The organism is Cedecea neteri (assembly GCF_000757825.1).
Classification (GTDB): Bacteria; Pseudomonadota; Gammaproteobacteria; order Enterobacterales; family Enterobacteriaceae; genus Cedecea; species Cedecea selenatireducens.
This window is the reverse complement of record NZ_CP009451.1, coordinates 3,847,711-3,871,498: the sequence shown is the minus strand read 5'-3', so window position 1 is coordinate 3,871,498 and position 23,788 is coordinate 3,847,711. Positions and strand designations below refer to the sequence as shown.

Annotated in this window: 21 protein-coding genes and 1 other annotated feature; of the genes, 8 read left to right on the top strand and 13 right to left on the bottom strand. The window is 56.5% G+C overall.

Annotated features, from left to right (window positions below; genetic code table 11):
* Window positions 1-89 precede the first annotated feature (89 nt).
* Window positions 90-890 (top strand): TraB/GumN family protein, encoded by an 801-nt coding sequence (locus tag JT31_RS17910; protein ID WP_038480245.1) that lies wholly within the window; start codon window positions 90-92, stop codon window positions 888-890.
* Between the two features lie 209 nt (window positions 891-1,099).
* Window positions 1,100-1,579 (top strand): Cys-tRNA(Pro)/Cys-tRNA(Cys) deacylase YbaK, encoded by a 480-nt coding sequence (gene ybaK, locus JT31_RS17905; protein WP_038480242.1) that lies wholly within the window; start codon window positions 1,100-1,102, stop codon window positions 1,577-1,579.
* 3 nt (window positions 1,580-1,582) lie between these two features.
* Here the strand turns inward: ybaK and ushA are convergent, their stop codons facing one another.
* Window positions 1,583-3,235, bottom strand: a complete 1,653-nt coding sequence (ushA, locus tag JT31_RS17900; protein WP_038480239.1) for a bifunctional UDP-sugar hydrolase/5'-nucleotidase UshA — start codon at window positions 3,233-3,235, stop codon at window positions 1,583-1,585.
* 188 nt (window positions 3,236-3,423) lie between these two features.
* On the opposite strand from ushA, the gene JT31_RS17895 reads away from it, so the two are divergent.
* On the top strand, window positions 3,424-4,641 hold the full coding sequence (locus JT31_RS17895; RefSeq protein WP_038480236.1) for an MFS transporter: 1,218 nt from the start codon (window positions 3,424-3,426) through the stop codon (window positions 4,639-4,641).
* Window positions 4,642-4,858: 217 nt separating this feature from the next.
* On the top strand, window positions 4,859-6,535 hold the full coding sequence (ybaL, locus tag JT31_RS17890) for a YbaL family putative K(+) efflux transporter (RefSeq protein WP_038480233.1): 1,677 nt from the start codon (window positions 4,859-4,861) through the stop codon (window positions 6,533-6,535).
* An 82-nt stretch (window positions 6,536-6,617) separates the two neighbouring features.
* On the opposite strand, the gene JT31_RS17885 is transcribed toward ybaL, so the two are convergent.
* The 3 genes from JT31_RS17885 to adk form a co-directional block, all read right to left on the bottom strand.
* The gene (locus JT31_RS17885; protein WP_038480230.1) at window positions 6,618-7,922 is read right to left on the bottom strand and encodes an inosine/guanosine kinase; all 1,305 of its coding nucleotides are present in this window, start codon (window positions 7,920-7,922) and stop codon (window positions 6,618-6,620) included.
* A gap of 64 nt (window positions 7,923-7,986) precedes the next feature.
* Window positions 7,987-8,949, bottom strand: a complete 963-nt coding sequence (gene hemH / locus JT31_RS17880) for a ferrochelatase (RefSeq protein ID WP_038480228.1) — start codon at window positions 8,947-8,949, stop codon at window positions 7,987-7,989.
* Between the two features lie 134 nt (window positions 8,950-9,083).
* The gene (adk, locus tag JT31_RS17875; protein WP_038480225.1) at window positions 9,084-9,728 is read right to left on the bottom strand and encodes an adenylate kinase; all 645 of its coding nucleotides are present in this window, start codon (window positions 9,726-9,728) and stop codon (window positions 9,084-9,086) included.
* Between the two features lie 400 nt (window positions 9,729-10,128).
* Here adk and JT31_RS17870 point away from each other — a divergent pair, with 400 nt between their 5' ends.
* Window positions 10,129-10,479, top strand: coding sequence for a hypothetical protein (locus JT31_RS17870; protein WP_038480222.1), 351 nt, complete (start codon window positions 10,129-10,131; stop codon window positions 10,477-10,479).
* Between the two features lie 154 nt (window positions 10,480-10,633).
* Here the strand turns inward: JT31_RS17870 and htpG are convergent, their stop codons facing one another.
* The 3 genes from htpG to JT31_RS17855 all read right to left on the bottom strand — a co-directional run bounded on the left by htpG (window position 10,634) and on the right by JT31_RS17855 (window position 14,196).
* Complete coding sequence (gene htpG, locus JT31_RS17865; protein WP_038483269.1) at window positions 10,634-12,508, bottom strand: molecular chaperone HtpG; 1,875 nt, start codon at window positions 12,506-12,508, stop codon at window positions 10,634-10,636.
* A gap of 110 nt (window positions 12,509-12,618) precedes the next feature.
* A complete protein-coding gene (recR, locus tag JT31_RS17860; protein ID WP_038480219.1) occupies window positions 12,619-13,224 on the bottom strand; it encodes a recombination mediator RecR in 606 nt (201 codons plus the stop codon).
* A gap of 102 nt (window positions 13,225-13,326) precedes the next feature.
* On the bottom strand, window positions 13,327-14,196 hold the full coding sequence (locus JT31_RS17855) for a pirin family protein (protein ID WP_038480216.1): 870 nt from the start codon (window positions 14,194-14,196) through the stop codon (window positions 13,327-13,329).
* Between the two features lie 108 nt (window positions 14,197-14,304).
* On the opposite strand from JT31_RS17855, the gene JT31_RS17850 reads away from it, so the two are divergent.
* Window positions 14,305-15,210 (top strand): LysR family transcriptional regulator, encoded by a 906-nt coding sequence (locus JT31_RS17850; RefSeq protein WP_038480212.1) that lies wholly within the window; start codon window positions 14,305-14,307, stop codon window positions 15,208-15,210.
* A 40-nt stretch (window positions 15,211-15,250) separates the two neighbouring features.
* Here the strand turns inward: JT31_RS17850 and JT31_RS17845 are convergent, their stop codons facing one another.
* The 4 genes from JT31_RS17845 to JT31_RS17830 all read right to left on the bottom strand — a co-directional run bounded on the left by JT31_RS17845 (window position 15,251) and on the right by JT31_RS17830 (window position 18,786).
* Window positions 15,251-15,580, bottom strand: a complete 330-nt coding sequence (locus tag JT31_RS17845) for a YbaB/EbfC family nucleoid-associated protein (RefSeq protein WP_008460260.1) — start codon at window positions 15,578-15,580, stop codon at window positions 15,251-15,253.
* An 86-nt stretch (window positions 15,581-15,666) separates the two neighbouring features.
* A complete protein-coding gene (gene dnaX / locus JT31_RS17840) occupies window positions 15,667-17,595 on the bottom strand; it encodes a DNA polymerase III subunit gamma/tau (protein ID WP_038480210.1) in 1,929 nt (642 codons plus the stop codon).
* Window positions 16,267-16,331, bottom strand: a sequence feature (DnaX frameshifting element). Its footprint overlaps the gene before it by 65 nt.
* Before the next feature lie 110 nt (window positions 17,596-17,705).
* Window positions 17,706-18,257, bottom strand: a complete 552-nt coding sequence (apt, locus tag JT31_RS17835) for an adenine phosphoribosyltransferase (RefSeq protein ID WP_038480207.1) — start codon at window positions 18,255-18,257, stop codon at window positions 17,706-17,708.
* A 151-nt stretch (window positions 18,258-18,408) separates the two neighbouring features.
* On the bottom strand, window positions 18,409-18,786 hold the full coding sequence (locus tag JT31_RS17830; RefSeq protein ID WP_038480204.1) for a DUF454 family protein: 378 nt from the start codon (window positions 18,784-18,786) through the stop codon (window positions 18,409-18,411).
* A 35-nt stretch (window positions 18,787-18,821) separates the two neighbouring features.
* Between JT31_RS17830 and priC the strand changes: the two genes are divergently transcribed.
* Both priC and rsmS read left to right on the top strand, forming a co-directional pair.
* A complete protein-coding gene (gene priC / locus JT31_RS17825; protein ID WP_038480201.1) occupies window positions 18,822-19,358 on the top strand; it encodes a primosomal replication protein PriC in 537 nt (178 codons plus the stop codon).
* A 20-nt stretch (window positions 19,359-19,378) separates the two neighbouring features.
* Window positions 19,379-19,537, top strand: coding sequence for a pleiotropic regulatory protein RsmS (rsmS, locus tag JT31_RS23280; RefSeq protein WP_071842853.1), 159 nt, complete (start codon window positions 19,379-19,381; stop codon window positions 19,535-19,537).
* Window positions 19,538-19,546: 9 nt separating this feature from the next.
* Here rsmS and mscK read toward each other — a convergent pair whose 3' ends face one another.
* Window positions 19,547-22,921: a mechanosensitive channel MscK gene (gene mscK, locus JT31_RS17820; RefSeq protein ID WP_038480198.1), complete on the bottom strand. Its 3,375-nt coding sequence runs from the start codon at window positions 22,919-22,921 to the stop codon at window positions 19,547-19,549.
* A gap of 150 nt (window positions 22,922-23,071) precedes the next feature.
* Window positions 23,072-23,710 carry a multidrug efflux transporter transcriptional repressor AcrR gene (acrR, locus tag JT31_RS17815; RefSeq protein ID WP_038480195.1) on the bottom strand — a complete coding sequence of 213 codons (639 nt, stop codon included), beginning with the start codon at window positions 23,708-23,710 and terminating at the stop codon, window positions 23,072-23,074.
* Window positions 23,711-23,788 lie beyond the last annotated feature (78 nt).

The window sequence follows — 23,788 nt, the reverse complement described above, 5'->3', positions numbered from 1 at the left end:
CCGTTCTCCTTTTGAGCGGAAGGCCGACTTTTTCCTTTCCCCTTCCAGCCCAGGGCGTTAGCATGGCTTTTTAGCCAGGGAATCGCGATATGGGTTTGTTCCAACGTCTTAGCTCACTGCTTTCCAGTCTGACAGCCTCTACTTATCCCTGGCCTGCCCTTGATATCACGCTCCCCGGCAAGCGCTATCTGCACCTCGTGGGCAGCATTCATATGGGCACGCGCGACATGGCTCCGCTTTCCTCGCGGCTGGTGAAAAAGCTGCGTGAGGCAGATGCCCTGATTGTCGAAGCGGATATCCGCACCGGTGATTCGCCGTTCAGCGAAATCGCGGAGGACATCGAGCTGGAAGCGCGTATGGCACCGGACGATTACCAGCAGGTGCTGAGCCTTTGCAGCGAACTGGGTATCTCGCTAAGCAGCCTTGAACGCCAGCCAGCCTGGCAGGTGGCGCTGATTTTACAGGCACACCAGGCGCAGCGGCTTGGTCTCCGCCCTGACTACGGCATTGACTATCAGCTCCTGGAAGCCGCGCAGCGCTATAACGTGCCGGTCACCGAGCTTGAAGGTGCGCAAAGCCAAATCGAGTTACTGAAGGGGCTGCCTGAGGGTGGGATGCCGCTGCTGAACGACACGCTGGAGCACTGGCACACCAATGCCCGCCTGCTGCAAATTATGATCGGCTGGTGGCTGGAAACGCCGCCCCAGCAGGGCAATATTGCTCTACCCAACACCTTCGGCGATGCGCTTTATGACGTATTAATGCATCAGCGAAACCGCCAGTGGCAGGCGTTTCTGCAGCAGTTGCCCGCCGGACGCTACGTGGTTGCGGTCGGCGCGCTGCACCTTTACGGCGAAGGTAACCTGCCGGAAATGCTGAAAAAAGGGTAAAAAAAATGGCCAATATTTCTATTGGCCCGTCAAAGAGGAATTTCATTTATTATTCTGTTTATCCCGGCTGCCGAAGCAACCGAAGCTGAATTGTCGCTCAATGTGATGGTTTACGCCATCACTATTGTGTAGCGCTATATTACTCGTCAAGTATATCACTACGATTACTATTTTGTGCGTTTTCAAAACAACGAATAAAGAAGGAAACCATGACTCCCGCGGTAAAACTCCTCGAAAAGAACAAAATCAGCTTTCAAATTCATGCCTATGAGCACGATCCGCTGGAAACCAACTTTGGTGACGAAGTGGTTCGCAAGCTGGGGCTGAACGCTGACCAGGTTTATAAAACGCTGCTGGTGGCGCTGAATGGCGATATGAAACACCTGGCCGTGGCGGTGACGCCGGTTGCCGGGCAGCTTGACCTGAAAAAGGTCGCGAAGGCGCTGGGCGTGAAGAAGGTTGAAATGGCGGACCCGATGGTCGCGCAGCGGATCACCGGCTATCTGGTCGGCGGCATCAGCCCTCTCGGGCAGAAAAAGCGCTTACCGACGGTGATTGATGCTCCGGCACAAGAGTTTGCCAGCATCTACATTTCCGGCGGCAAGCGCGGGCTGGATATCGAACTCGCGGCAAACGACCTGGCAAAGCTGCTGGATGCCAGCTTCGCTGATATCGCCCGCCGCGATTAACGCTTAGTTCCAGCTCACCTCACCCTTAGGTTGGTAAGCATTTACGTCCAGCGGAGAGTTCTGCTCGATGTACTGTTTCAGGACTTCCGCATCGACAAAGCCGGTGTTGACGTAACCCGGCTTTTTATCGATTTCCGGGTAACCGTCGCCGCCGGTGCCGTTGAAGCTCAGCGTCGCCATGCGGTAGGTTTTCGCCGGGTCAATCGGCTGGTCTTTGATTTTCAGATTGCTGAGCTTGCCGCCGGTTGAGGTGAAGCTCACGTTTGAGAACTGCGGATAGGCGCCGGAGTCCGGCGTTTTCTGCGCCACCGCCGTCAGATACGCCTCAACGTCTTTGCCGCTCATATCGATGTAGGCCACGGTGTTGCCGAACGGCTGCACCTTAAGCACGTCTTTATAGGTAATATCCCCGGCTTCAATGGAATCACGCACGCCGCCGCCGCTCATCACCGCAAAGTCAGCGTTGGTTCGCGCCATCTGTGCCGCCAGCAGTACGCGCGCCAGGTTAGTTTGTACGAAACGCACCTTGCTGCGGTCCCCTTCCAGATGCCCGTTCACGCTGCCTACTTTGACCTTCAGCGCGGCCTGGCCTTTGTTCTGGAACGGCGTCAGCAGGGAAAGCATCTGCTGGTTTTCAGCGATTTCAGGCGTGTAGAGTACGCGCTCACTTTGCCCGTTGTCGTAGGTGATTTTCTTTTTCAGGTTGATAGGGATCAGCTGATAGTGCACCAGCTTCATCTCGCCGTTGCGGAACTCAAAGTCCGCCCGTCCGACGTATTTCCCCCACTCGTGCGCCTGCACAATCCAGGTGCCGTTTTGTCTGTCCGGCGCGCAAGGCGTGCCCGGCATATAATCCTTCTGCTTCTGGTTTTCCTGCGCCATGCAGACCGGATCCTGTGAGTGACCACCCACAATCATCGTTAGCGCCCCGGCAGGCAGGCTTCTGGCCATTTCGACATCGCCCGGCGCATTCGAGCCGTGGTTGCCATTATCGTAATGGCCCATATGGGTTGCGGCGATAATCACGTCAGGTTTTTCGGTGCCCTGCAGCTCCTGAATCACCAGTTTGGCTTCCTCCGCAGACTGGCGGAATTCGATGTCGGTGAAGTATTCCGGGTTACCGATTTTTGCCGTGTCGTCGGTGGTCAGGCCGATAACCGCCACCTTGATGCCCTGGGGTTTAAAAATCGCATAGGGCTTAAACAGGCGCTCGCCGGTGCTTTTCTGGTAAATATTGGCGGACAGCAGCGGGAACTTCGCCCATTTTTCCTGCTGGCGCAGGACGGAGAGCGGGTTGTCGAATTCGTGGTTGCCGACGGCCATCGCGTCATAGCCAATCAGGCTCATGCCGCGGAAGTCCGGCTCGGCATCCTGCAGGTCTGATTCCGGCACGCCGGTGTTGATATCACCGCCCGACAGCAGCAGCACGCTGCCGCCTTCGGCTGCAACCTCTTTACGCACGCTGTCTACCAGCGTTTTTTGCGCCGCCAGGCCGTATTCCGAGTACTCATTGCGCCAGAAGTGGCCATGATGATCGTTGGTATGAAGAATCGTAATTTTGTAGGTCTTGTCTTTTTCCCAGGCCAGCGCGGAAGCGCTGGTTAAGCTCAATGCCACCAGCAGCGCCGTGGTTATTGTTTTAGTAGCAAAACGCATTGTCCATCTCCATGTCAAAATGTAACTGCGCAGGAATACCAGATAGCGGCCAGGATAGACAACTAACTTTTCCGAAATGCGACTTTCTTCAAATCCCCCGCACGAGTATGTTAGCAGGGTAAGAATTTCTTCCGGGCGATTTCCTGCGTCGCCCGCTCTAAAAACAATAACCGTTCGTACAGGTAATTATGGCAAGCTCTCAAACCCTCACGCAGCCGGGCACGCCCCCGGAGCAAAAAAAAGCGCGCACCGCATTTGGGATCCTCGGCGCTATAAGCCTTTCCCATCTGCTTAATGACATGATTCAATCGCTGATTCTGGCTATCTACCCTCTGCTACAGGCCGAGTTTTCCCTGAGTTTTATGCAAATCGGGATGATAACCCTGACCTTCCAGCTTTCTTCATCGCTGCTGCAGCCGCTGGTGGGCTACTACACCGACAAATACCCGATGCCGTGGTCGCTGCCGATTGGCATGTGTTTTACCCTTTGCGGCCTGGTGCTGCTGGCGCTGGCGGGCAGCTTCCCGGCGGTTCTGGTGGCTGCGGCCTTAGTGGGCACCGGCTCGTCGGTATTCCACCCTGAGTCCTCGCGCGTGGCGCGTATGGCGTCCGGCGGCCGTCACGGGCTGGCGCAGTCGCTGTTCCAGGTGGGCGGCAACTTCGGCAGCTCTCTGGGGCCATTGCTGGCGGCAGTCATTATTGCGCCTTACGGTAAAGGTAACGTGGCGTGGTTCGTGCTGGCAGCGCTGCTGGCAATTGTCGTCCTGCTGCAAATCAGCCGCTGGTATTCCGCTCAGCACAAAATCGCGAAAAGCCGCCCTGCCGTGCCGGTGGTCAACCCGCTGCCGCGCAACAAAGTTATCCTGGCGGTCTCTGTTTTGCTGCTGCTGATCTTCTCTAAATACTTCTATATGGCGAGCATCAGCAGCTACTTCACTTTCTACCTGATGCAAAAATTCGGATTATCGGTACAAAACGCCCAGATTCACCTGTTCGCCTTCCTGTTTGCCGTCGCGGCGGGGACGGTTATCGGCGGGCCATTAGGGGATAAAATTGGGAGAAAATACGTGATTTGGGGCTCAATCCTCGGCGTCGCGCCATTTACCCTTGTTTTACCCTATGCGTCGCTTTACTGGACCGGCGTGCTGACGGTGATCATTGGCTTTATTCTGGCCTCGGCTTTTTCGGCAATTTTGGTGTACGCCCAGGAGCTGCTTCCTGGCCGTATCGGCATGGTTTCCGGGCTGTTTTTCGGATTTGCCTTTGGGATGGGTGGCCTGGGTGCCGCGGTGCTTGGGCTTATTGCCGACCATACCAGTATCGAATTGGTCTACAAAATATGTGCCTTCCTGCCGCTCCTCGGTATTATGACAATATTCCTACCCGATAACCGCCATAAAGCGTAGGTTTTAGCGGCCAAAGTATTGCTTTGGCCGCTTCCCACCCCCATACCCTCCTGGTTGCTGCCCCACATAACTGAGTTAAATGCTACTCAGAGCCTTTTTTTTATCGAAATGCGCCTTTTATTCAAAATTCAACAATTATTCATAAACGCCGATAAGGAAATTGTCATAAACTGTGTAACAGAACGTTTTGGAACATCGGCCAACCAAAGGAGACGGAATGCATCACGCCACACCGCTTATCACCACCATTGTTGGTGGTCTCGTGCTCGCTTTTTTACTCGGTATGCTGGCTAACAAGCTGCGCATATCTCCGCTGGTGGGCTATTTATTAGCCGGCGTGCTGGCGGGACCTTTTACTCCAGGTTTTGTTGCTGATACCAAACTTGCCCCCGAGCTGGCGGAATTAGGCGTGATTCTGCTGATGTTCGGCGTCGGGCTGCATTTTTCATTGAAGGACTTGATGGCGGTAAAGGCCATCGCCATCCCCGGTGCGATCGCGCAGATTGGCGTTGCAACGCTGCTGGGCATGGCGCTTTCCTGGCTGATGGGCTGGTCATTGATGACCGGCATCGTCTTCGGGCTGTGTTTGTCGACGGCAAGTACAGTCGTGCTGCTGCGGGCGCTTGAAGAGAGGCAGTTAATCGATACCCAGCGAGGGCAGATTGCCATTGGCTGGCTGATTGTTGAAGATCTGGTGATGGTGCTGACGCTGGTGCTGCTGCCGGCGGTGGCCGGGATGCTGGAAAAAGGCGACGTTGGCCTGGCTTCCCTAAGCCTGGATATGGCTATCACCATCGGTAAGGTCGCCGCCTTTATCGCCCTGATGATGCTGGTAGGCCGTCGCCTTGTGCCGTGGATTCTGGCACGCAGCGCCGCCACCGGCTCCCGCGAGCTGTTTACCCTTTCCGTCCTCGCGCTGGCGCTCGGTATCGCCTTTGGTGCGGTGGAGCTGTTTGACGTCTCCTTTGCGCTGGGGGCCTTCTTTGCCGGTATGGTGCTGAATGAGTCCGAGCTAAGCCACCGTGCGGCGCACGACACGCTGCCGCTGCGCGACGCCTTTGCGGTGCTGTTCTTTGTTTCCGTTGGGATGCTGTTTGACCCGCTGATCCTGATTCAGGAGCCGCTGGCGGTGCTGGGCACGCTGGCTATCATCATCTTTGGTAAATCACTGGCGGCGTTCCTGCTGGTACGCATGTTCGGCCACTCCCAGCGTACCGCGCTGACCATCGCCACCAGCCTCGCGCAGATCGGTGAATTTGCGTTTATTCTGGCAGGCCTCGGCATGGCGCTGAACCTGCTGCCACAAACGGGGCAGAATTTAGTGCTGGCTGGCGCAATCCTGTCGATTATGCTGAACCCGATTCTGTTCGCCATTCTTGAGCGCTACCTCGAAAAAACCGAAACGCTGGACGAGCAGACGCTGGAAGAGGCTATCGAAGAAGAGAAGCAAATCCCGGTGGATATCTGCAACCACGCGCTGCTGGTGGGCTATGGCCGCGTCGGCAGCCTGCTGGGCGAGAAGCTGCTGGCCGAAGGCGTGCCGCTGGTGGTGATTGAAACCTCCCGCAGCCGCGTGGATGAGCTGCGCGAGCGAGGCATCCGTACCGTGCTGGGCAATGCCGCTAACGAAGAGATCATGAATCTGGCGCATCTGGACTGCGCGCGCTGGCTGCTGCTGACTATCCCTAACGGCTACGAGGCGGGTGAAATCGTCGCGACGGCCAGAGCAAAATGCCCGGATATCGAAATCATCGCCCGTGCCCACTATGACGACGAAGTCGATTACATCACCGAACGTGGGGCTAATCAGGTCGTGATGGGAGAAAGAGAGATTGCCAATACCATGCTGGGGCTGCTGGTGCCGCCGGTGGCTCAGGAAGTGGTGACAGGTTAGTACGCTTATAGGGCAGGTTTTGCGCCTGCCCGCATCAAAAAGCAGAGCCTTCTTCAGGCTCTGCTCTGCTCTGCTCTGCTGCTTAACGTTCCCAGTAAGATTCTTCGAGACTGTCTTCCCGCTCGGGCAGGCCGCGTGTCAGGCGTGGAGAATGCTGATTCAACACCTGATAGCTAACGCGGTTAGCGTATTTGCACACCTGAGCCAGCGAGGAATAGGTCAGCCAGGTCAGCTTGTGCTTGCTGGAGTTCGGCACGTTGCTGCGGTGATAGTTGTTCGCGGTAATATCATGCAGCAGCGCCGCAAGCGCGCCGTCACCCGCCCCGTTGGTGTTCATTATCTTCTCCGGGCCGCCCATGTAAGGGGCGATGTGGGAGTAGATACGCAGCGGTTCAGCACAATCTTTCAGGCGCATCGCGCGGCTAAATTCGTACTGGTTAAATTCCGCAATAGCGCCCGGCAACAGAGGATGTTGGGTATTACGTTTCGCGGTTTCTTCCGTGTAGCCCGCCATATAAAGCCCGACCGGCCCGGCGGTGCACAGTACCAGGTCAACCCAGTCCAGCGCCTTGTCGGCGGCCAGCAGCGGATCGCTTTCGCCGGTTAGCGCCTCGCCTTCTTCTTCGTTCATCGCCAGGATAGAAACGTGTTCGCGCAGGAAGGCCTGCCACCAGGCCGGGTTCTCGGCAATCACGTATTTAGTGCCCAGGGTCAGAACCACCGGCACGTTGTGTTTCTTCGCCCAGGCAATGGCCTGCATGGTGGCGTCCGGCATCGGCTCGCCCGGCTTGCAGCGCACCAGATAAGAAGTCAGCACCAGTGCGGACGCCCCGGCAATCACCTCTTCAGGAATGCTTTCAGCGCGCAGCTGGTTCATGTGGCCAGGGCTGATGGCGAACGTACGCTCACCCTGGTCGCCAATCAGCGTAAAGCAGCGGCCAATCGCGCCGTCAACGCCCTGCAGGTAGTTAAGATCGGTCCGGCTGGAGGTGTTGCAGAGATAGCGGTAGGCGTAGCTGCCAATTTCGACATTGCGGCACATCACGCCCAGCAGCACCGAGCGGTCATCGGCCAGCACAGAGTAGTTGTGCATGGTATTGCCGATGGTGCCCCCGGCAAACTGGTGGGTAATCAGGTTGCTGTCGACCAGTTCTTTGTAGAGCGCGTCGGCCACATCATCCTCAATCACCAGGGAATGACCGAAGCTCAGCCCGTAGCGCTGTACAAATTCGTCGTCCACTTTGGCCTCAATGTCGACCAGCGTTTGATCGATGCCGACCACCCAGGAAGCGCCGCTTTCGGCTTCAGGCTGAGTTTGCTGCAGGAGCGGATCGCGGGCGTTGACGGGGAAGTAGTGTTTGGATTTGCGTTTACCGGGAAATTTCATGGTGTCGTTACGGGGCTGAATAATAAGGCGGAGAATAGTAACATTCCCCGCCTCAGGATTCTATTTAGCGATACCGCTCCACCAGATTCACCATCATTGCGATATGGGCCGGATCGTCGTTCAGCGCCGGGATGTACTCGTACTTCGTCCCGCCCGCTTCGATAAACACTTCCCGGTTCTGCACCGCCATCTCTTCGAGGGTTTCCAGGCAGTCGGCGGAGAAACCGGGGCACATCACCTGAATATGCTTCACGCCCTTTTCGGCCAGCATTTTCAGCGTTTCGTCGGTGTACGGCATCAGCCACGGCTCGCGGCCAAAGCGTGACTGGTAGGTCATCATCACTTTTTCCGGCGGCAGCTCAAGGGCGCTCAGCAGCTCACGGGTGGTGTCACGACAGCGCTGCGGGTAATCATCGCCTTCGTTCGCGTAGCGCTGCGGAATGCCGTGATAGGAAAGCAGCAGCACGTCCGGCTCGCCGTGTTCGGCAAAAGAGCGTTTAACCGAGGCCGCCAGCGCGTTGATGTACGCGGGATCGGTCGCATAGTCACGAATCAGGGAGATAGAAGGCAGGCTGCGATAATCGGCGAAGATCCGCCCCAGTTCGTCCCATACCGCCGCAACGGTAGAGCAGGAAAACTGAGGGTAAAGCGGCAGCACCACAATGTGCGTCACGTTCTGCGCCAGCAGCTCCTCAACGGCGCTTTTCAGCGACGGTTCGCCGTAGCTCATCCCCAGCGCAACCGGCGTGTCCGGCAGCTGCTGCGCCAGCGCTTTCTCCTGCCGACGGCTGTAAACCATCAGCGGCGAGCCCTCTTCCATCCAGATGGACTGGTAGAGTTTGGCGACGCGCGGCGAACGCAGCGGCAGAATGACGCCGCGCAGCAAAGGCCACCACAGCAGGCGAGGCGTATCCACCACGCGCTTATCGCTCAGGAACTGACGCAGATAGCGGTTGACCGCCGCCGGAGTCGGGGCGCTCGGCGTGCCAAGGTTAGCCAGTAAGATGCCAATTTTTTCCTGATTCATTCCCACCCCTTATCTATAAATTGCCGTCAATTGTAACGTAAAAGAGCGAAACGAGAACCGATTACAGCAAAAGGGGAAAATGAGGGCAAAAAAATACCAGGGCATGCCCTGGTATTGATTGTCGCGGCTGGAAATTATCCGAGGATTTTTTCCAGCTCTGCGCGAACGTCAGCCACGGCCTGAGTGCCGTCGACTTTAGCGTATTGGGTGTTACCCGCCTGCGCTTCTTTAGAGTAGTAGCCGATCAGCGGCGCGGTCATCTGATGGTATTCCACCAGACGTTTACGCACGGTTTCTTCCTGATCGTCTTTACGGGTGCTCAGCTCTTCGCCGGTCACGTCATCTTTGCCTTCAACCTTAGGTGGGTTGAATTTGATGTGGTAAACGCGGCCGGAAGCAGCGTGTACGCGGCGACCCACGATACGGTCAACGATCAGCTCGTCCGGAACGTCGAACTCCAGCACGAAGTCAACTTTGATGCCCGCTTCTTTCATGGCGTCAGCCTGCGGGATAGTGCGTGGGAAACCGTCCAGCAGGAAACCGTTACGGCAGTCTTCCTGCGCAATGCGTTCTTTAACCAGGGCGATAACCAGCTCATCGGTCACCAGCTTGCCAGCATCCATGATGTCTTTGGCCTGTTTACCCAGTTCTGAACCAGATTTGACCGCGGCACGCAGCATATCACCGGTGGAGATTTGCGGAATGCCGTATTTCTCCATGATGAACTGAGCCTGAGTCCCTTTACCTGCGCCCGGCGCGCCGAGCAGAATGATACGCATTGCGTAATTCCCCATACGTTTAATTATTCAATCGAATTTGAGGCCAAAACCATACCACTAAAGGCGGTATCATCACAAGGAAGGGAGGCACTCAGGCTGAGGCTCCGGGACTGGATTCCGTCCGGATCTCGACCCATTTTTTGCTGCGGCCGAAGTCAGAATCGCTTCAGCCAAACAGCGTTTTTATTTTTACAGCAGCTTACTTATCCCCTGTATCACCAGGGATAAATTAGGTCTTCGTCTGCTGGTTTATCAACTGCCAGACTTCCTGAAAAGGGTGCGCTATATAGATTACGTTTATATACAGCAATTATAATGACGCCCAACACTCCTGCCGATTCTGTATGGCGTCAGGCTGTTAATCAGGAGATCTATTTTGCTAAGAGGAAGAGCGCCCGCCATGAATAAGACTTTACTCCCCCTCATCTGTTGTTTGCTGCTCAGCGGATGCACATCACAGTGGGTAAAAACTCGCAGTAACGCGCAGGAATACACCAGCGCCCGTGCTGCCTGTGAAACCCAGTCCCAGCAGGCTTTTCCGGTGAGGAACGAGGTTGCACAACGGACTAAGTACACCACTTACTATGAAGCCTGTACCAAAAAAGATGATTGTGACGGCGAGAAAACCAGGGCGGTAAAAAAGCCTGAAATAGAAAGCTATGTGATGGACGTGAATAGCGAAAGCCGCGATCGGTTGTTTAATCAGTGCATGGAACTTAAAGGCTGGGAAAGCAAAATAAAGTGGCTGTAATAGCTGAAATTCAATATCAGACACTCGCATGACGGCAGTAAAATAACCTTACTTTTATATCATTTATTTTTAAGGTGATTACCATGCCCCCAAATTTAAGCGAAAAAAAACCACCTGCCTGTGCAGGTGGTTTTTGTCAGTCTTTCAACCCGACTTAAGAAACCAGCAATTGGTTCATACGGCGGATGAACTGGTTAGGATCTTCCAGCTGACCACGCTCGGCTAACAGCGCCTGGTCCAGCAGCAGCTCGACCCACTCGCCGAACTGCGCGTCATCCTGCGTATCCGCAGCGCGTTTCACCAGCGCATGCTCCGGGTTAAGCTCGAAGATGTACTTCACGTCCGGCACTTCCTGGCCCGCAGCGGCAAACAGTTTCGCCATCTGGGTGCTCATGTCGTTGCTGTCGGTGGTCACGATCGCCGGCGTATCGGTCAGGCGGTGAGTCAGGCGCACTTCCTTCACGCGCTCGCCCAGCAGGGTTTTCACGCGGTCCACGAACGGCTCCAGGGCTTTCTCGGCCTCTTTCGCTTCTTCAGTCTCTTCGTCCGTCAGCTTATCCAGCGATTCGTCGGTTTTGCTCACAGACTGGAACGCTTTGCCGTCGAACTCGGTCAGGTAGCTCATCATCCACTCATCGATGCGGTCGGAAAGCAGCAGAACCTCGATGCCTTTCTTACGCAGCAGTTCCAGATGCGGGCTGCTCTTCGCCGCCGCGTAGCTGTCTGCGGTGATGTAGTAGATCTTCTCCTGGCCTTCTTTCATGCGGGAGACGTACTCTTCCAGCGACACGGTCTGGGCTGAAGAATCCGTGTGCGTGGTCGCGAAGCGCAGCAGCTTAGCGATAGCTTCCTGGTTCGCGTTATCTTCCGCCGGGCCTTCTTTCAGCACGAGGCCGAAGTTTTTCCAGAAGGTCTGGTACTTCTCGGCATCGTCTTTCGCCAGCTTATCCAGCATCTGCAGCACGCGTTTGGTCAGCGCGCTACGCAGGTTCTGGGTCACGCGGCTGTCCTGCAGGATTTCACGGGAAACGTTCAGCGGCAGGTCGTTAGAATCTATCAGGCCGCGAACAAAGCGCAGGTAGTTCGGCATGAACTGCTCCGCGTCGTCCATGATGAACACGCGCTGTACGTAGAGTTTCAGCCCGTGTTTATGGTCGCGGTTCCACATATCCCACGGTGCCTGTGAAGGGATGTACAGCAGGCTGGTGTACTCCTGCTTGCCTTCCACGCGGTTGTGGCTCCAGGAAATTGGGTCGGTAAAATCGTGGGCGATATGCTTGTAGAACTCTTTGTATTCGTCTTCGCTGACTTCAGACTTGCTGCGGGTCCACAGCGCCTGAGCCTTGTTGATTTTTTCCCAGCTGATAACGGTTTCGCCGTCTTTCTCTTCACGCTGTTCAATCTCAACCGGCAACGCGATATGGTCGGAATACTTACTGATGACGGAGCGAACGCGCCAGTCGTCCAGGAACTCATCTTCGCCTTCGCGCAGGTGCAGCGTGATTTCGGTGCCGCGATCGGCTTTCTCAATGTCGGCCACGGTGTATTCACCCGCGCCTTCAGATTCCCAGAACACGCCCTGATCCGCGCTGGCACCGGCGGCGCGAGTGCGAACGGTGACTTTGTCAGCCACGATAAACGCAGAATAGAAGCCAACGCCAAACTGGCCAATCAGCTGGCTGTCTTTCGCCTGATCGGAGCCCATGGACTCGAGGAAAGCTTTGGTGCCGGATTTAGCGATGGTACCCAGATGATCAATGACCTCATCTCGGGTCATACCGATGCCGTTATCGGCGATTGTCAGGGTGCGATTCTCTTTGTCAAAAGAGACGCGAACGCGCAGCTCACCGTCGCCTTCATAAAGGCTGGCGTTCGACAGCGCGCGAAAGCGCAGCTTGTCTGCCGCATCAGAAGCGTTGGAGATCAGCTCACGCAGGAAGATTTCTTTGTTTGAATACAGAGAGTGGATCATCAGGTGCAGAAGCTGTTTTACCTCTGACTGAAAACCGCGGGTCTCTTGTCCTTTCATGGTCATGGATACCTCAACAAAATCATACGGGATGAAGAAAACGTTGAGGGGGATATGGTAGCGATTTGTGCCTTTTCAAGCAGGAGGAGGCAAAAACCTCCTCCGGACGGCTAAAAATTAATCTTATGGCGGCCAACCAGCGAGTGAGAAAGCGTGGTGCCGTCCACCATTTCAAGCTCGCCTCCTACCGGCACACCGTGCGCGATACGGCTGGCTTCAACGCCATATTGGGCGCACAGCTCGGCAATATAGTTGGCGGTAGCCTCGCCTTCCACCGTCGGGTTAGTGGCGAGAATAACCTCTTTCATCGGCTCGCTCGCAAGGCGATGCTCAAGGCGATCCAGGCCGATGTCGTTCGGGCCAATGCCGTCCAGCGGCGAAAGGTGCCCCATCAGCACAAAATAGCGGCCGGAGAACTGCCCGGTTTGCTCGATGGCGTGAATATCCGCCGGGCTTTCTACCACGCATATCTGGCCGTTTTCCTGGCGGCGCGGGTTGGAGCAAATGGAACACACTTCCTGCTCGGTAAAGGTACGGCAATCCGCACAGTGGCCAATCTCGGACATCGCGCGGGTCAGTGCCTGAGCCAGACGCATACCGCCGCTGCGGTCTCGCTGCAGCAGGGCAAACGCCATACGCTGGGCGGATTTGGGGCCAACGCCGGGCAGGCAGCGCAGGGATTCCATAAGGGCTGAGAGTAAAGGACTGGTTTGCATCGCTCGGGCTTGTGAGAAAAAGTGGGGTATAGCCTAACATTAGCCCCGAGGATGGGTATAGGAAAAGATATCCCCCGCACGATAGCTCGCCGGGGGATAAGTTTACGCGATGTCTTTGCCGAAACGGCCCTGGTTAAAATCATCGATGGCCTGATGAATTTCCTCTTTGGTGTTCATCACGAACGGACCGTAACCCACAACCGGCTCATTCAGAGGCTCGCCGCTGAGCAGCAGAACCACCGCGTCATTGTTGGCTTCAAGGGTCACCCTATCGCCTTTGGCATCCAGCACCACCAGCTGCGCCTCCCGAGCCACCTCTTCACCGTTGACCAGCACCGTGCCTTTCAGCACCACCAGCGCCGTGTTCCAGCCGTCTTTAACCGCCAGTTGAGTGACGCCCTGCGGGTTCAGGCGCAAATCCCAGATGCTCATCGGCGAGAAGGTCCGGGCCGGGCCTTTGGTCCCGTCAAACTCACCGGCAATCACGCGAACCTTCCCGGCATTGTCCGGCAAATCGACCACCGGAATATCGCCGTCGGTAATCGGCTGATAGCCAGGCGCGGTCATTTTGTCTTTTGCAGGCAGGTTAACCCAAAGCTGGACCATTTCGAGGCTGCCGCCGGCTTCGCTAAACGCCGGAGAATGGTACTCTTCATGCAGGATCCCGCTCCCGGCGGTCATCCACTGCACGTCGCCTGGGCCAATCACGCCGCCGTTGCCCGCGTTATCGCGGTGCGCCACTTCGCCTTTGTAGACGATAGTCACGGTTTCAAAGCCGCGGTGCGGGTGCTGATCCACGCCGCGCTGTCCTTTGTTGCTCGGCTTAAACTCCGCCGGGCCCGCGTAGTCCAGCAGCAGGAACGGGCTAAGCTGCCCGGCAAATTTAGAGTACGAAAACATCGAACGAACCGGGAAACCATCGCCCACCCAGTGGGAAGCCGGTGCGGTATAGACGCCAAGAATTGATTTCATGATTCTCTCCACAAGGGTTGTTTCTGATGGGATAAAGCTTACTCGTCAGACACCCGGTCCGGTAGAGTGCTAAAGTAGACTCAGTGTTCCATAAACAGGACAATAGAAATGCAGGACCTCAACGATCTGTGGTATTTCGTGCAGGTGGTCGACAACGGCGGTTTCTCCCCCGCCAGCCGGGCGATCGGCATTCCGAAATCACGCCTGAGCCGCCGCATTGCGCTGCTAGAAGAGCGGCTTGAAACCCGCCTGTTACAGCGCTCGACGCGTAGCTTCACCGTCACGGAGGCCGGGCAGATCTTCTATCGCCACTGCAAGGCGATGATGATTGAAGCCGAAGCGGCACAGGAGGCCATCGACACGCTAAAATCAGAGCCGCGAGGGCTGATTCGCCTCACCTGCCCGATTGCGCTTTTGCATGTCCACATCGGCGATATGCTGGCGCGCTTTATGCGCCTCTATCCGCAGATTGTGATTCAGCTTGAGGAAACCAACCGGCGCGTGGACGTGCTGAACGAAAACGTCGATCTGGCTATTCGCGTGCGGCCTCTGCCGCTGGAGGATAGCGATCTGGTGATGCGCAAGCTGGCGACGCGCAGCATGTGCCTGGTCGCCAGCCCGGAGCTGATAGCCCGTCAGGGTATGCCTGCCGCGCCAACAGATCTCGCCCACTGGCCAAGCCTGGCGCTGGACAGGCCGCAGCAAACCTACCGCTGGTGCCTGTTTGGCCCCGAACAGCGGGAAGTGATTGTCCACCATAAACCCCGCTTTATTACGACGGATATGATTGCGCTGCGAACCGCGGCGCTCAACGGCATTGGCGTCGTGCAGCTCCCGAAGCTGATGCTTAACGACGCGCTGGAACAGGGCAAGCTGGTTCACGTTCTGCCTGAATGGCGGGCAAGAATGGAGGTAGTGCACGTGGTGTTCCCTTCCCGGCGTGGGCAGCTGCCGGCGGTACGGGCGTTGATTGATTTTCTGGCAGAGAGTTATCAGGCACTGAACGAGGAGTGAGAAAACGGCCTTCTCCCGGGCAGGAGAAGGCGGGAATGCATCAGAATGGCATTTTGAAGCCCGGCGGCAGCTGCATGCCGTTGGAAACCCCGGCCATTTTTTCTTTCTGCGCTTCACCGATACGGCGAGCGGCATCGTTGAAGGCTGCGGCAACCAGGTCTTCAACCATTTCTTTGTCATCTTCCATCAGGCTTGGATCGATTTCGACGCGGCGGCAGTTATGCGCCCCGTTGATGGTCACTTTCACCAGGCCCGCGCCGGACTCGCCGGTGACTTCCATGTTGGCGATTTCTTCCTGAGCCTGGGCCATTTTTTCCTGCATCTGCTGGGCCTGCTTCATCAGGTTACCCAGACCGCCTTTTCCAAACATAATCTTCTCTCTTTCATCGGGCCAGCCTCGCGGAATGCGAGAGTGGCTATCGGGGTTTCACACTATGCCGCGCAAAACGAGGCATATCAAACAGGGCGAATACTATCTTCATCCAGCTCTGCGTCAAAGAACCTTTGCAGAGTCTGAATATTGCTGTCGCTGTTCATCGATTCGCGCGCCTGCGCCAGCTTCTCTTCGTAGATGGCCTGACGCCACTCAAGCGGCGTGCGGCGAGCCAGATTCTCATCTTCAATAATAGTCAGTTCTATCGCCTCGCCATGGAACGTGCTCATGGCATCTGAGAGCGTTTTTTGCGCCGAGGGCGAATTCAGGTGGCGCTGGCCCGGACGCAAATGCAGGCAAACCCGGTTGCCGTCCGCCTCTTTCCAGGCATTGAGCGCCAGCTGTTGCACCAGTTTTGGCAGCATCAGCTGATTGATTTCCGCCGCCCACTCGTCGCGCTCGATAGCCTCTTCGGCCAGCTTCTGCGCTAGTTCCGGCGTTTTTTCATGCTCGAGCGCTTTTTTCAGCGCCTTTGGCGTCGCAACCGGCTCGGGCGCCGCTTCAATCGGATTTTGTGATTTCCAGCGATAGGCTTCTGGCTTCGCCGGTTTTTCCGGCACCGATGGCGCAGGCCGTGCCTGAACGCGTTCGGTCACCGAGGCCAAACGTTCCAGCGCGGTGCTTTTTGCCGGCCGCGCTAGTCGTTGCGCTGCCGGCTCATTCTTTTTTGCTTTGTCAGTCTCCTGATGGCGCATCAGCTGGCTGCGCGCCTGAAGGATCTGGCTGGTAGCATCCGGCAGCGGAGGGGCTTCCCTGTCCGGCGGCGGAGCCGCCTGCTGCTGCCTTGCTGCTGGCTGATGCGACGCCGGGTTAATCACCGGAATGCTTGCCGCCTGGCGTGGTACTTCCGGCTCGGGCAGCGGTTTGCGCGGATGGAAGGCCAGCGCACGCAGCAGCGTCATTTCTACGCCCATGCGGCGATCCGGCGCCCACGGCAGCTCTTTGCGGCCAATCAGCAATGTCTGGTAGTAAAGCTGTATGTCGGCGGGTGGGACAACGCGCGCAAGTTCACGCATACGCTGTTCGATAGCCGCCATATCGCTGCCAAGTGCGGAAGGAGAAAGCTGGACCATCGCCACGCGGTGCAGCAGCGCGGACATTTCCACCAGCAATGCTTCCCACTCAACGCCACGTGCCGCCGCGTCGTTCAGCAACGCCATTACGCGCTGCCCGTCGGCATGCACCACCGCTTCAATCAGCGACAGCGCCTGGTCATCATCAAGGGTGCCAAGCATGGTGCTGACGGCCGACGTCGTGACCTGGCCGTCACCGCTGGCAATCGCCTGGTCGGTCAGGCTCAGCGCATCACGCAGGCTGCCGTCTGCCGCCCGGGCTAACAGCTGCAGCGCGCGGGGCTCGCTAACAACCTTCTCCTCACCAAGAATGTGTTCCAGCTGATGGCGGATTTGTTCGACGTCCAGCGCTTTCAGGTGGAACTGCAGGCAACGGGAAAGAATCGTCACCGGCAGCTTTTGCGGATCGGTGGTGGCCAGCAGGAATTTTACGTGCGGAGGAGGCTCTTCCAGCGTCTTAAGCAGCGCGTTGAAGCTGTGGCGCGAGAGCATGTGCACTTCATCGATAAGGTAGACCTTAAAGCGGCCACGCGCGGGGGCGTACTGAACGTTGTCCAGCAGGTCGCGGGTGTCTTCAACTTTGGTACGCGAGGCAGCGTCTATCTCAATCAGGTCGACAAAGCGGCCTTGTTCTATTTCGCGGCAGTTATCGCAGACGCCACAAGGGGTCGCGGTAATGCCGGTTTCGCAATTCAGCCCTTTCGCCAGCAGACGGGCGATTGAGGTTTTCCCCACCCCTCGGGTGCCGGAAAAAAGGTACGCATGGTGGATGCGGCCCAGCGACAAACCATTAGCCAGCGCGGTCAGTACGTGTTGCTGGCCGACAACATCAGCAAAAGTTTGTGGGCGCCATTTGCGGGCTAAGACCTGGTAGCTCATCTGGAGTTAGGCTCTGGTTCGCGGGAAAGGTGAATTGAGGGGGTAATGCTAACATATGCCTCGCCCGATGGGCGAGCGAGGCTTGTCACTGTATGGCAATACGGTCGAACTTAGTGACCCGGGAAAGGCACCAGGCAGAAGCTTTTCACGCCCATTTTTTCCAGGCGCTGCTCGCCGCCAAGGTCAAACAGGTTAATCACGAATGCCGCATCGGTCACTTCGCCACCCAGGCGACGAATCAGTTTTACCGTCGCTTCAATGGTGCCGCCGGTCGCCAGCAGATCGTCCACCACCAGCACTTTATCGCCCGGCTTGATGGCATCTACGTGGATTTCAAGGCTGTCGGTGCCGTATTCCAGCTCATAGCTTTCGGCGATGGTTTCACGCGGCAGCTTACGAGGTTTGCGCACAGGAATGAACCCAACGCCCATCTCCAGCGCAACCGGGGCGCCAAACAGGAAGCCACGCGCTTCGGTGCCCACCACTTTGGTGATCCCTGCGTCTTTAAAACGAGAAACTAAAAGGGCAATGCTGGTGGCATATGCTTTCGGATCTTCCAGCAAGCTGGTGACGTCACGGAACAGAATTCCTGGTTTTGGGTAATCAGGAACGCTTTTAATGCTGTTTTTGAGATATTCAAGCTGCTGCGCAGTCGCGGTCATCGGTTTATGCCTGCAAAAAACATGATACTAAACAGAGTACATGTGGGTTCGAATGTGAACCACTGGTTAACGGTTAACCAGCTGTACCCGTGCTCGAAAACGCTCGAATTTACTGGCTGGGCGCGACAATTGCAACAGCTTCTGCTGCGCTTTATCGCTTTTGTTGTGCTTCATCAACCACCGGAATGCGCCACATAAAAGCAAGCAGCGCACAAAGAATCACCAGCAGCAAAATTCTAACCCACACTATCTTCACCAGCCACAGCGAAATCGCGAAAGTGGCGAGAATAAACAGAATCGCCTTTGGCTTCGCCCCTCGGGGCATCGCCCGATGCTGCTGCCAGTAGCGCAAATAGCTGCCAAACCACGAACGGTAGAGTAGCCAGTGGTGAAAGCGCGGCGACGAGCGGGCAAAACACCACGCGGCCAGCAGCAGAAAAGGCGTGGTCGGCAACAGCGGCAATATCACACCCAGCGTAGCAAGCACTACCGCCAACCAGCCGATGATGATTAGAATAAGACGCTTCATGCCGTAACCTCTGACAACCCCTGGAGAGCCATTTTGTGAAAACCGCTTCGCTGTTACAAGCCCTTGAAGCTCGGGTCGTCGAGCTGGCAGCCGCCGTTGAGCCGGTCGCCCTGCTGCGGGCAAGCCAGGCGCGCTTTGACCGTAAGCTCTTCCATACCCACAGCACGCAGCTGAAAGATTATCTTCAGGAAGCCCAGGCCAATCTCGCCCAGCTTCAGCTTAGCGTCAGCCACGGTAAAACCGATCAGGTGGCGTTTATCGCCGAAAAACTGGTCGCACAGATTGCCGCGCTGCAGCGGGAATTAGCCACCGCGCATTTACGCAAAAGCGAGCCGCAGCACAAGGTGCAGGAAAATCTGTACGAAAAACTGTCCACCCATCAGGATTATGAACGGCGCCTGCTGGCGATGGTGAGCGATCGCGAAACCCAGCTTACGGTGCAGGCCACGCTCGCGGGTCAGCAAAAGCTTCAGCGTGAACTCGCCGCGCTGGAAGGCCGCCTGCAGCGCTGCCGCCAGGCGCTGGCCCGCATAGAAAAAGCCATCGAAAGACGTGAACGCGGGCTGAGTTAACCCCAAAATAAGGAGCAAGAATGTCGCTGGATAACGCCCCGGACGAGGTCAAACTGGCCGTCGATTTAATTATGCTGCTGGAGCAGCACCAGATCCCAACGGACACCGCGCTTGCAGCGCTGGACATCGTTCGTGAGGATTTTCTACGCAAACAGCGGGAAGAAAAGGCTTCCCGCTGATTGTCACGCTTAGAGAGACGGCGGCAGCAAACCGCCGTTTTTGCCCAAATCGCGCTTCACTTCCGTTAGCTCATCGCCCTTTTCGTTATGCAGATGCACTTCAAGCTGATTGAAGGCGATATTGATATTGTTTTCGCGGCACAGCCTGTCGATGGCGCGGTTCAGCTCATCCACGGTGATGCTGCGGTCACGCAGCTCACGGACATACAGCCGCAGTTCGTGGTCGAGCGTACTGGCGCCAAACGTCGTGAAGTACACCGCAGGTTCCGGGTCGTGCATCACGCGCGGATGATCCATCGCCGCTTTGAGCAGGATCTCTTTCACTTTGTCGAGATCTGAGCCGTAAGCCACGCCGAGCTTGATAACCACGCGAGTGATTGTGTCCGTCAGCGACCAGTTGATCAGGCGTTCGGTGACAAACGCTTTGTTCGGAATGATCACTTCTTTACGGTCAAAATCGGTGATCGTCGTCGCACGGATACGGATCTTGCTGACGCTGCCGGAGAACGTTCCGATGGTGACGGTATCGCCGATGCGCACCGGGCGTTCGAACAGGATGATCAGGCCGGAAACGAAGTTACCGAAGATCTCCTGTAAGCCAAAGCCCAGGCCTACCGACAGCGCCGCCGCCAGCCATTGCAGCTTGTCCCACGACACGCCGAGCGAGCCGAATACCGTCATCGCGCCAATCACGATAATGGCATAGTTGAGAATAGTGGTAATGGCGTAAGACGCGCCCTGGCGCATTTTCAGGCGTGACAGCACCAGCACTTCCAGCAGGCCAGGCAGGTTTCGAATCAGCGCCCAGGCCACCATCGCGGCCACCACGGCAAACAGAATGCTGCCCATGGTGACGTTTTTCATTACCGCCGCGCCGGCTTCGCTGCCGGTGTAGTGCCACAGCACGATGCTATCGAGGTAGGCAAAGACGGTGATTAAATCCGACCAGATGGCGTAAAACACCACGGCGAACAGGGCGAACATCAGCAGCATGGTCAGGCGCATCGTCTGCTGGTTAATCTGATCCAACGCCAGCGGCGGCTCTTCAACCGGCTCAGCGCCTTCCGCCCCTTCTTTCACCATATTCTGGCGACGAGCCAGCGCACGGCGATAGGCAATACGGCGCGCCGCAACGCTCAGGCCACGGATCACCGTCTGGTGAATCAGGTTCCAGATAATCACCAGATAGACCGTGTCTATCCAGCGGTTCGCCAGCCGCAGCGTGGTGTAGAAGTAGCCGGTTGCCGTCAGCACCAGCAGCGCCACCGGCACGACAGACAGCACGGTAATGGTCAGCAGACGCAGCGGATGCGACTCTTTATCGCGCCAGTTGTCACGGCACATCGGGATAATCAGGCAGGTTATCAGCAGCAGGTTAAGGAAAATCATAAACTGCCCGAGCACGTCGTCCATCAGGTGCAGCGGCGACAGCTCGCCGACCACGGACCAGAACAGCAGCGGCAGCAAGGCAAAGCTGATGCGCACAATCTGACGGCGATAATGGCGGGTAAGATGTTCCGGCATGTTAAACCAGATAACGGCCAGGCCACGGCTGCTCAGAATGCGCCATGCCATGCCGAAGACCAGCCAGAACAGCGCCAGCTCTTTGGCAAATGCCCACAGCAGTTCGCTGATATTGAGCTGCATAAACAGCAGCACTAAACCTACCGAAAGAATCGCCATCGTCAGCGGCAGTACTTTCAGGAAGTTCAGCAGAATTGCCTTCGGCGTGTTGAGCTGAGTGTCGGTGCGCAGCTGCCCCACTTCAGAAGCAAGCTTAGCCAGCTGCCTGTCGATCCATTTGTAACGCCAGCGCAGCAGGCCGGCCAGCAGCATCAGCGGCAGCGCGGTGAACAACGACATGAACAGCCCGTCCAGCACCTTGTGCCAGCTGATGTCCAGCTTCATAGCTTTGATTTGGTCGTGCAGCGCGCCCGGGAAGGATTTGATCCACTCCCAGTTCATCGGCTTGTTGCTGTTTACCCAGAAGATTTGCTGGGTCAGCATTTTCTGCAGGCTGGTGCTGACGCTCATCAGCTGCTGCTGGTTAATTTGCAGGTTAATCGCCATCATCAGCTGGTTACCCAGCTGCTTGTTAAGCTGGTCGAGCAGCTCGCGGCGCATATCCACTACCTGCAGCAGCGCATCGTGAACCTCGTCGTTAACCTCGTTCTTGTGGCCCTCTTCAATCTTGCCGACGTAGCTGTCGCTCTGGAACATCGCATCACGCTGCTGGTTAATGTCGAACTGCTCAAGACGCAGGTCAGCAATGCGGTTGGTGAGGTCTTCAAGGTCATCGGCGGACGGCAGCGTCTGCTGCTGCTGATAAAGAATACGCGACAGCAGGAGGCTGCCCTTCAGCACCGAGATTTGTTCTTTCAGGTTACGCTCGGACTGAAGCGCACGGTCCAGCCAGTTTTTGACGCGGATATTGCGCTGTACCAGCTCGTTTCCGCTTTGCGTGGCGTTAATCAGGCGCTGGCTGAGCTGGTGATTGACGTCCAGCTCCTGGCGCACCAGCGGGTTATTCTGGATAGCGCTGGTGTCGGCATCGTCAGGCGTGACGGCTTCCTGGGCGGTTTTTTCCGTCAGCGTTAAGCGTTTGCTGTTCACCGCCTCCTGCAGCAGCTGAAGCGAATGCTCAAGCTGGCCAATATTGGCGTTGGTGTAGTCACGTTGTTTCTGCAGCGCATCCTGCAAGACGGTGTTGCCTTCAAGGCTCTTACGCTGCTGCTCAATCTGCGTGTTGAGCAACGCCTGCTGCACCAGCAGCAGATTTTGCTGGCTCGGGCGCAAAGTGGCTTCGCCCGGCGTGGTGCCATTCAGGCGGTTGCGCACCTGCAGGAGCTGCTGCGAAGCGCTGTACATCGCATTCTGCACGCGTTCGGGCTGAGTTTGCAGCGACACCAGTTGGCTATTCAGGGTAGACAGGTCGTTATTCGCCGACTGCAGCTGATCCAGCACGCTGGTCAGGCGGGCTTCCAGCTGGCGCAAAGAGAGCGTACTCAGCGTTTTGCGGGTCGCGTCGTCGTCGGCTGGCGTACTGAGCGAGTTGAGCGCCTCGGTGGCCTGCTTCAGCTTATCCGGCGCCTGGGCAACCGTGGTTTTAAGCTGAGCCGTCTCCTGCTTCACCCGGTCAAGCTTGTCCAGCATCTCAAGCGTTTCGGTGAGATCTTTCTGGGTGAGCTTATCGTCGGCGGTCAGCGTTTTTTGCTTGTTCAGCGTGTCCAGCTGCGACTGAACCTCTGCTCTTGCAGGCAGATCGCCATTATTTTGCGCCGCCTGAGCCAGCGAAAACGGCAACAGAGTGGAGACAAACAGAAACAGGAAAAGAATGAATGCGGAACGGGACGTCCGCGACAGAGCGTTGTGCTGCGTAGTCATGGTTGAGTCATTACGGTGCTGCGCATGTAAGTGCCAGCTAAAAGTAAAAGGCCACGGAAGATGCGCAGAATAGCACGGCTTCAGGGCGTAGAATAGCAATCGCCCTCAGAGGAATCTCAAATCATTTTCAGGGTGAAAGTAAGCCGAAAATTACGCCGGTTTGTTCAGCGTTGGGCTCAGTTGGAACATCTCCAGAAGCACGGCGATAAAGTCCGCCGCTTTGGCATGAAGATCGAAGGTTTCCGGCGCTACCAGCCAGTTTTCAATCAGGCCGGTAATGTAGCTGCGCATCAGCGTAACGGCGAGGGAGAGACGCAGGCTCGAAGGCAGTTTCCCGGCGTCGATACAGCGCTGCAAGGCGGCCTCAATGCGTTCATTTCCTTCCATATAGAGCGTGCGTCTCGCCTGCTGCAGAACTTCAAGTTCGCCGACAAACTCGCATTTATGGAAAATGATTTCGGTCATCAGGCGGCGGCGTTCTTCTGTCACCGTTGCCTGTAAAATATAAATGAGTAATTCTCTTATCACAGACAGTGGATCGTCTGGATATTTTGCCCGATACTCAATCTCTAAGTCACCGATACTGGATTCGGTTAGCTCCCAGATCTCACTAAACAATTCCGACTTATTTTTGAAATGCCAGTAAATCGCACCACGTGTTACCCCGGCAGCCTGAGCGATATCCGCAAGCGAAGTCGCAGAGACGCCCTGCTGTGAAAACAGGAGAATCGCAACGTCGAGGATGTGCTGGCGGGTTTCAAGCGCCTGAGCTTTGGTTTTTCGTGCCATAAGTGGGTGAATTTACTTTAGTCAGATTTACATACATTTGTGAACGTATGTACCATAGCACGACGATAATATAAACGC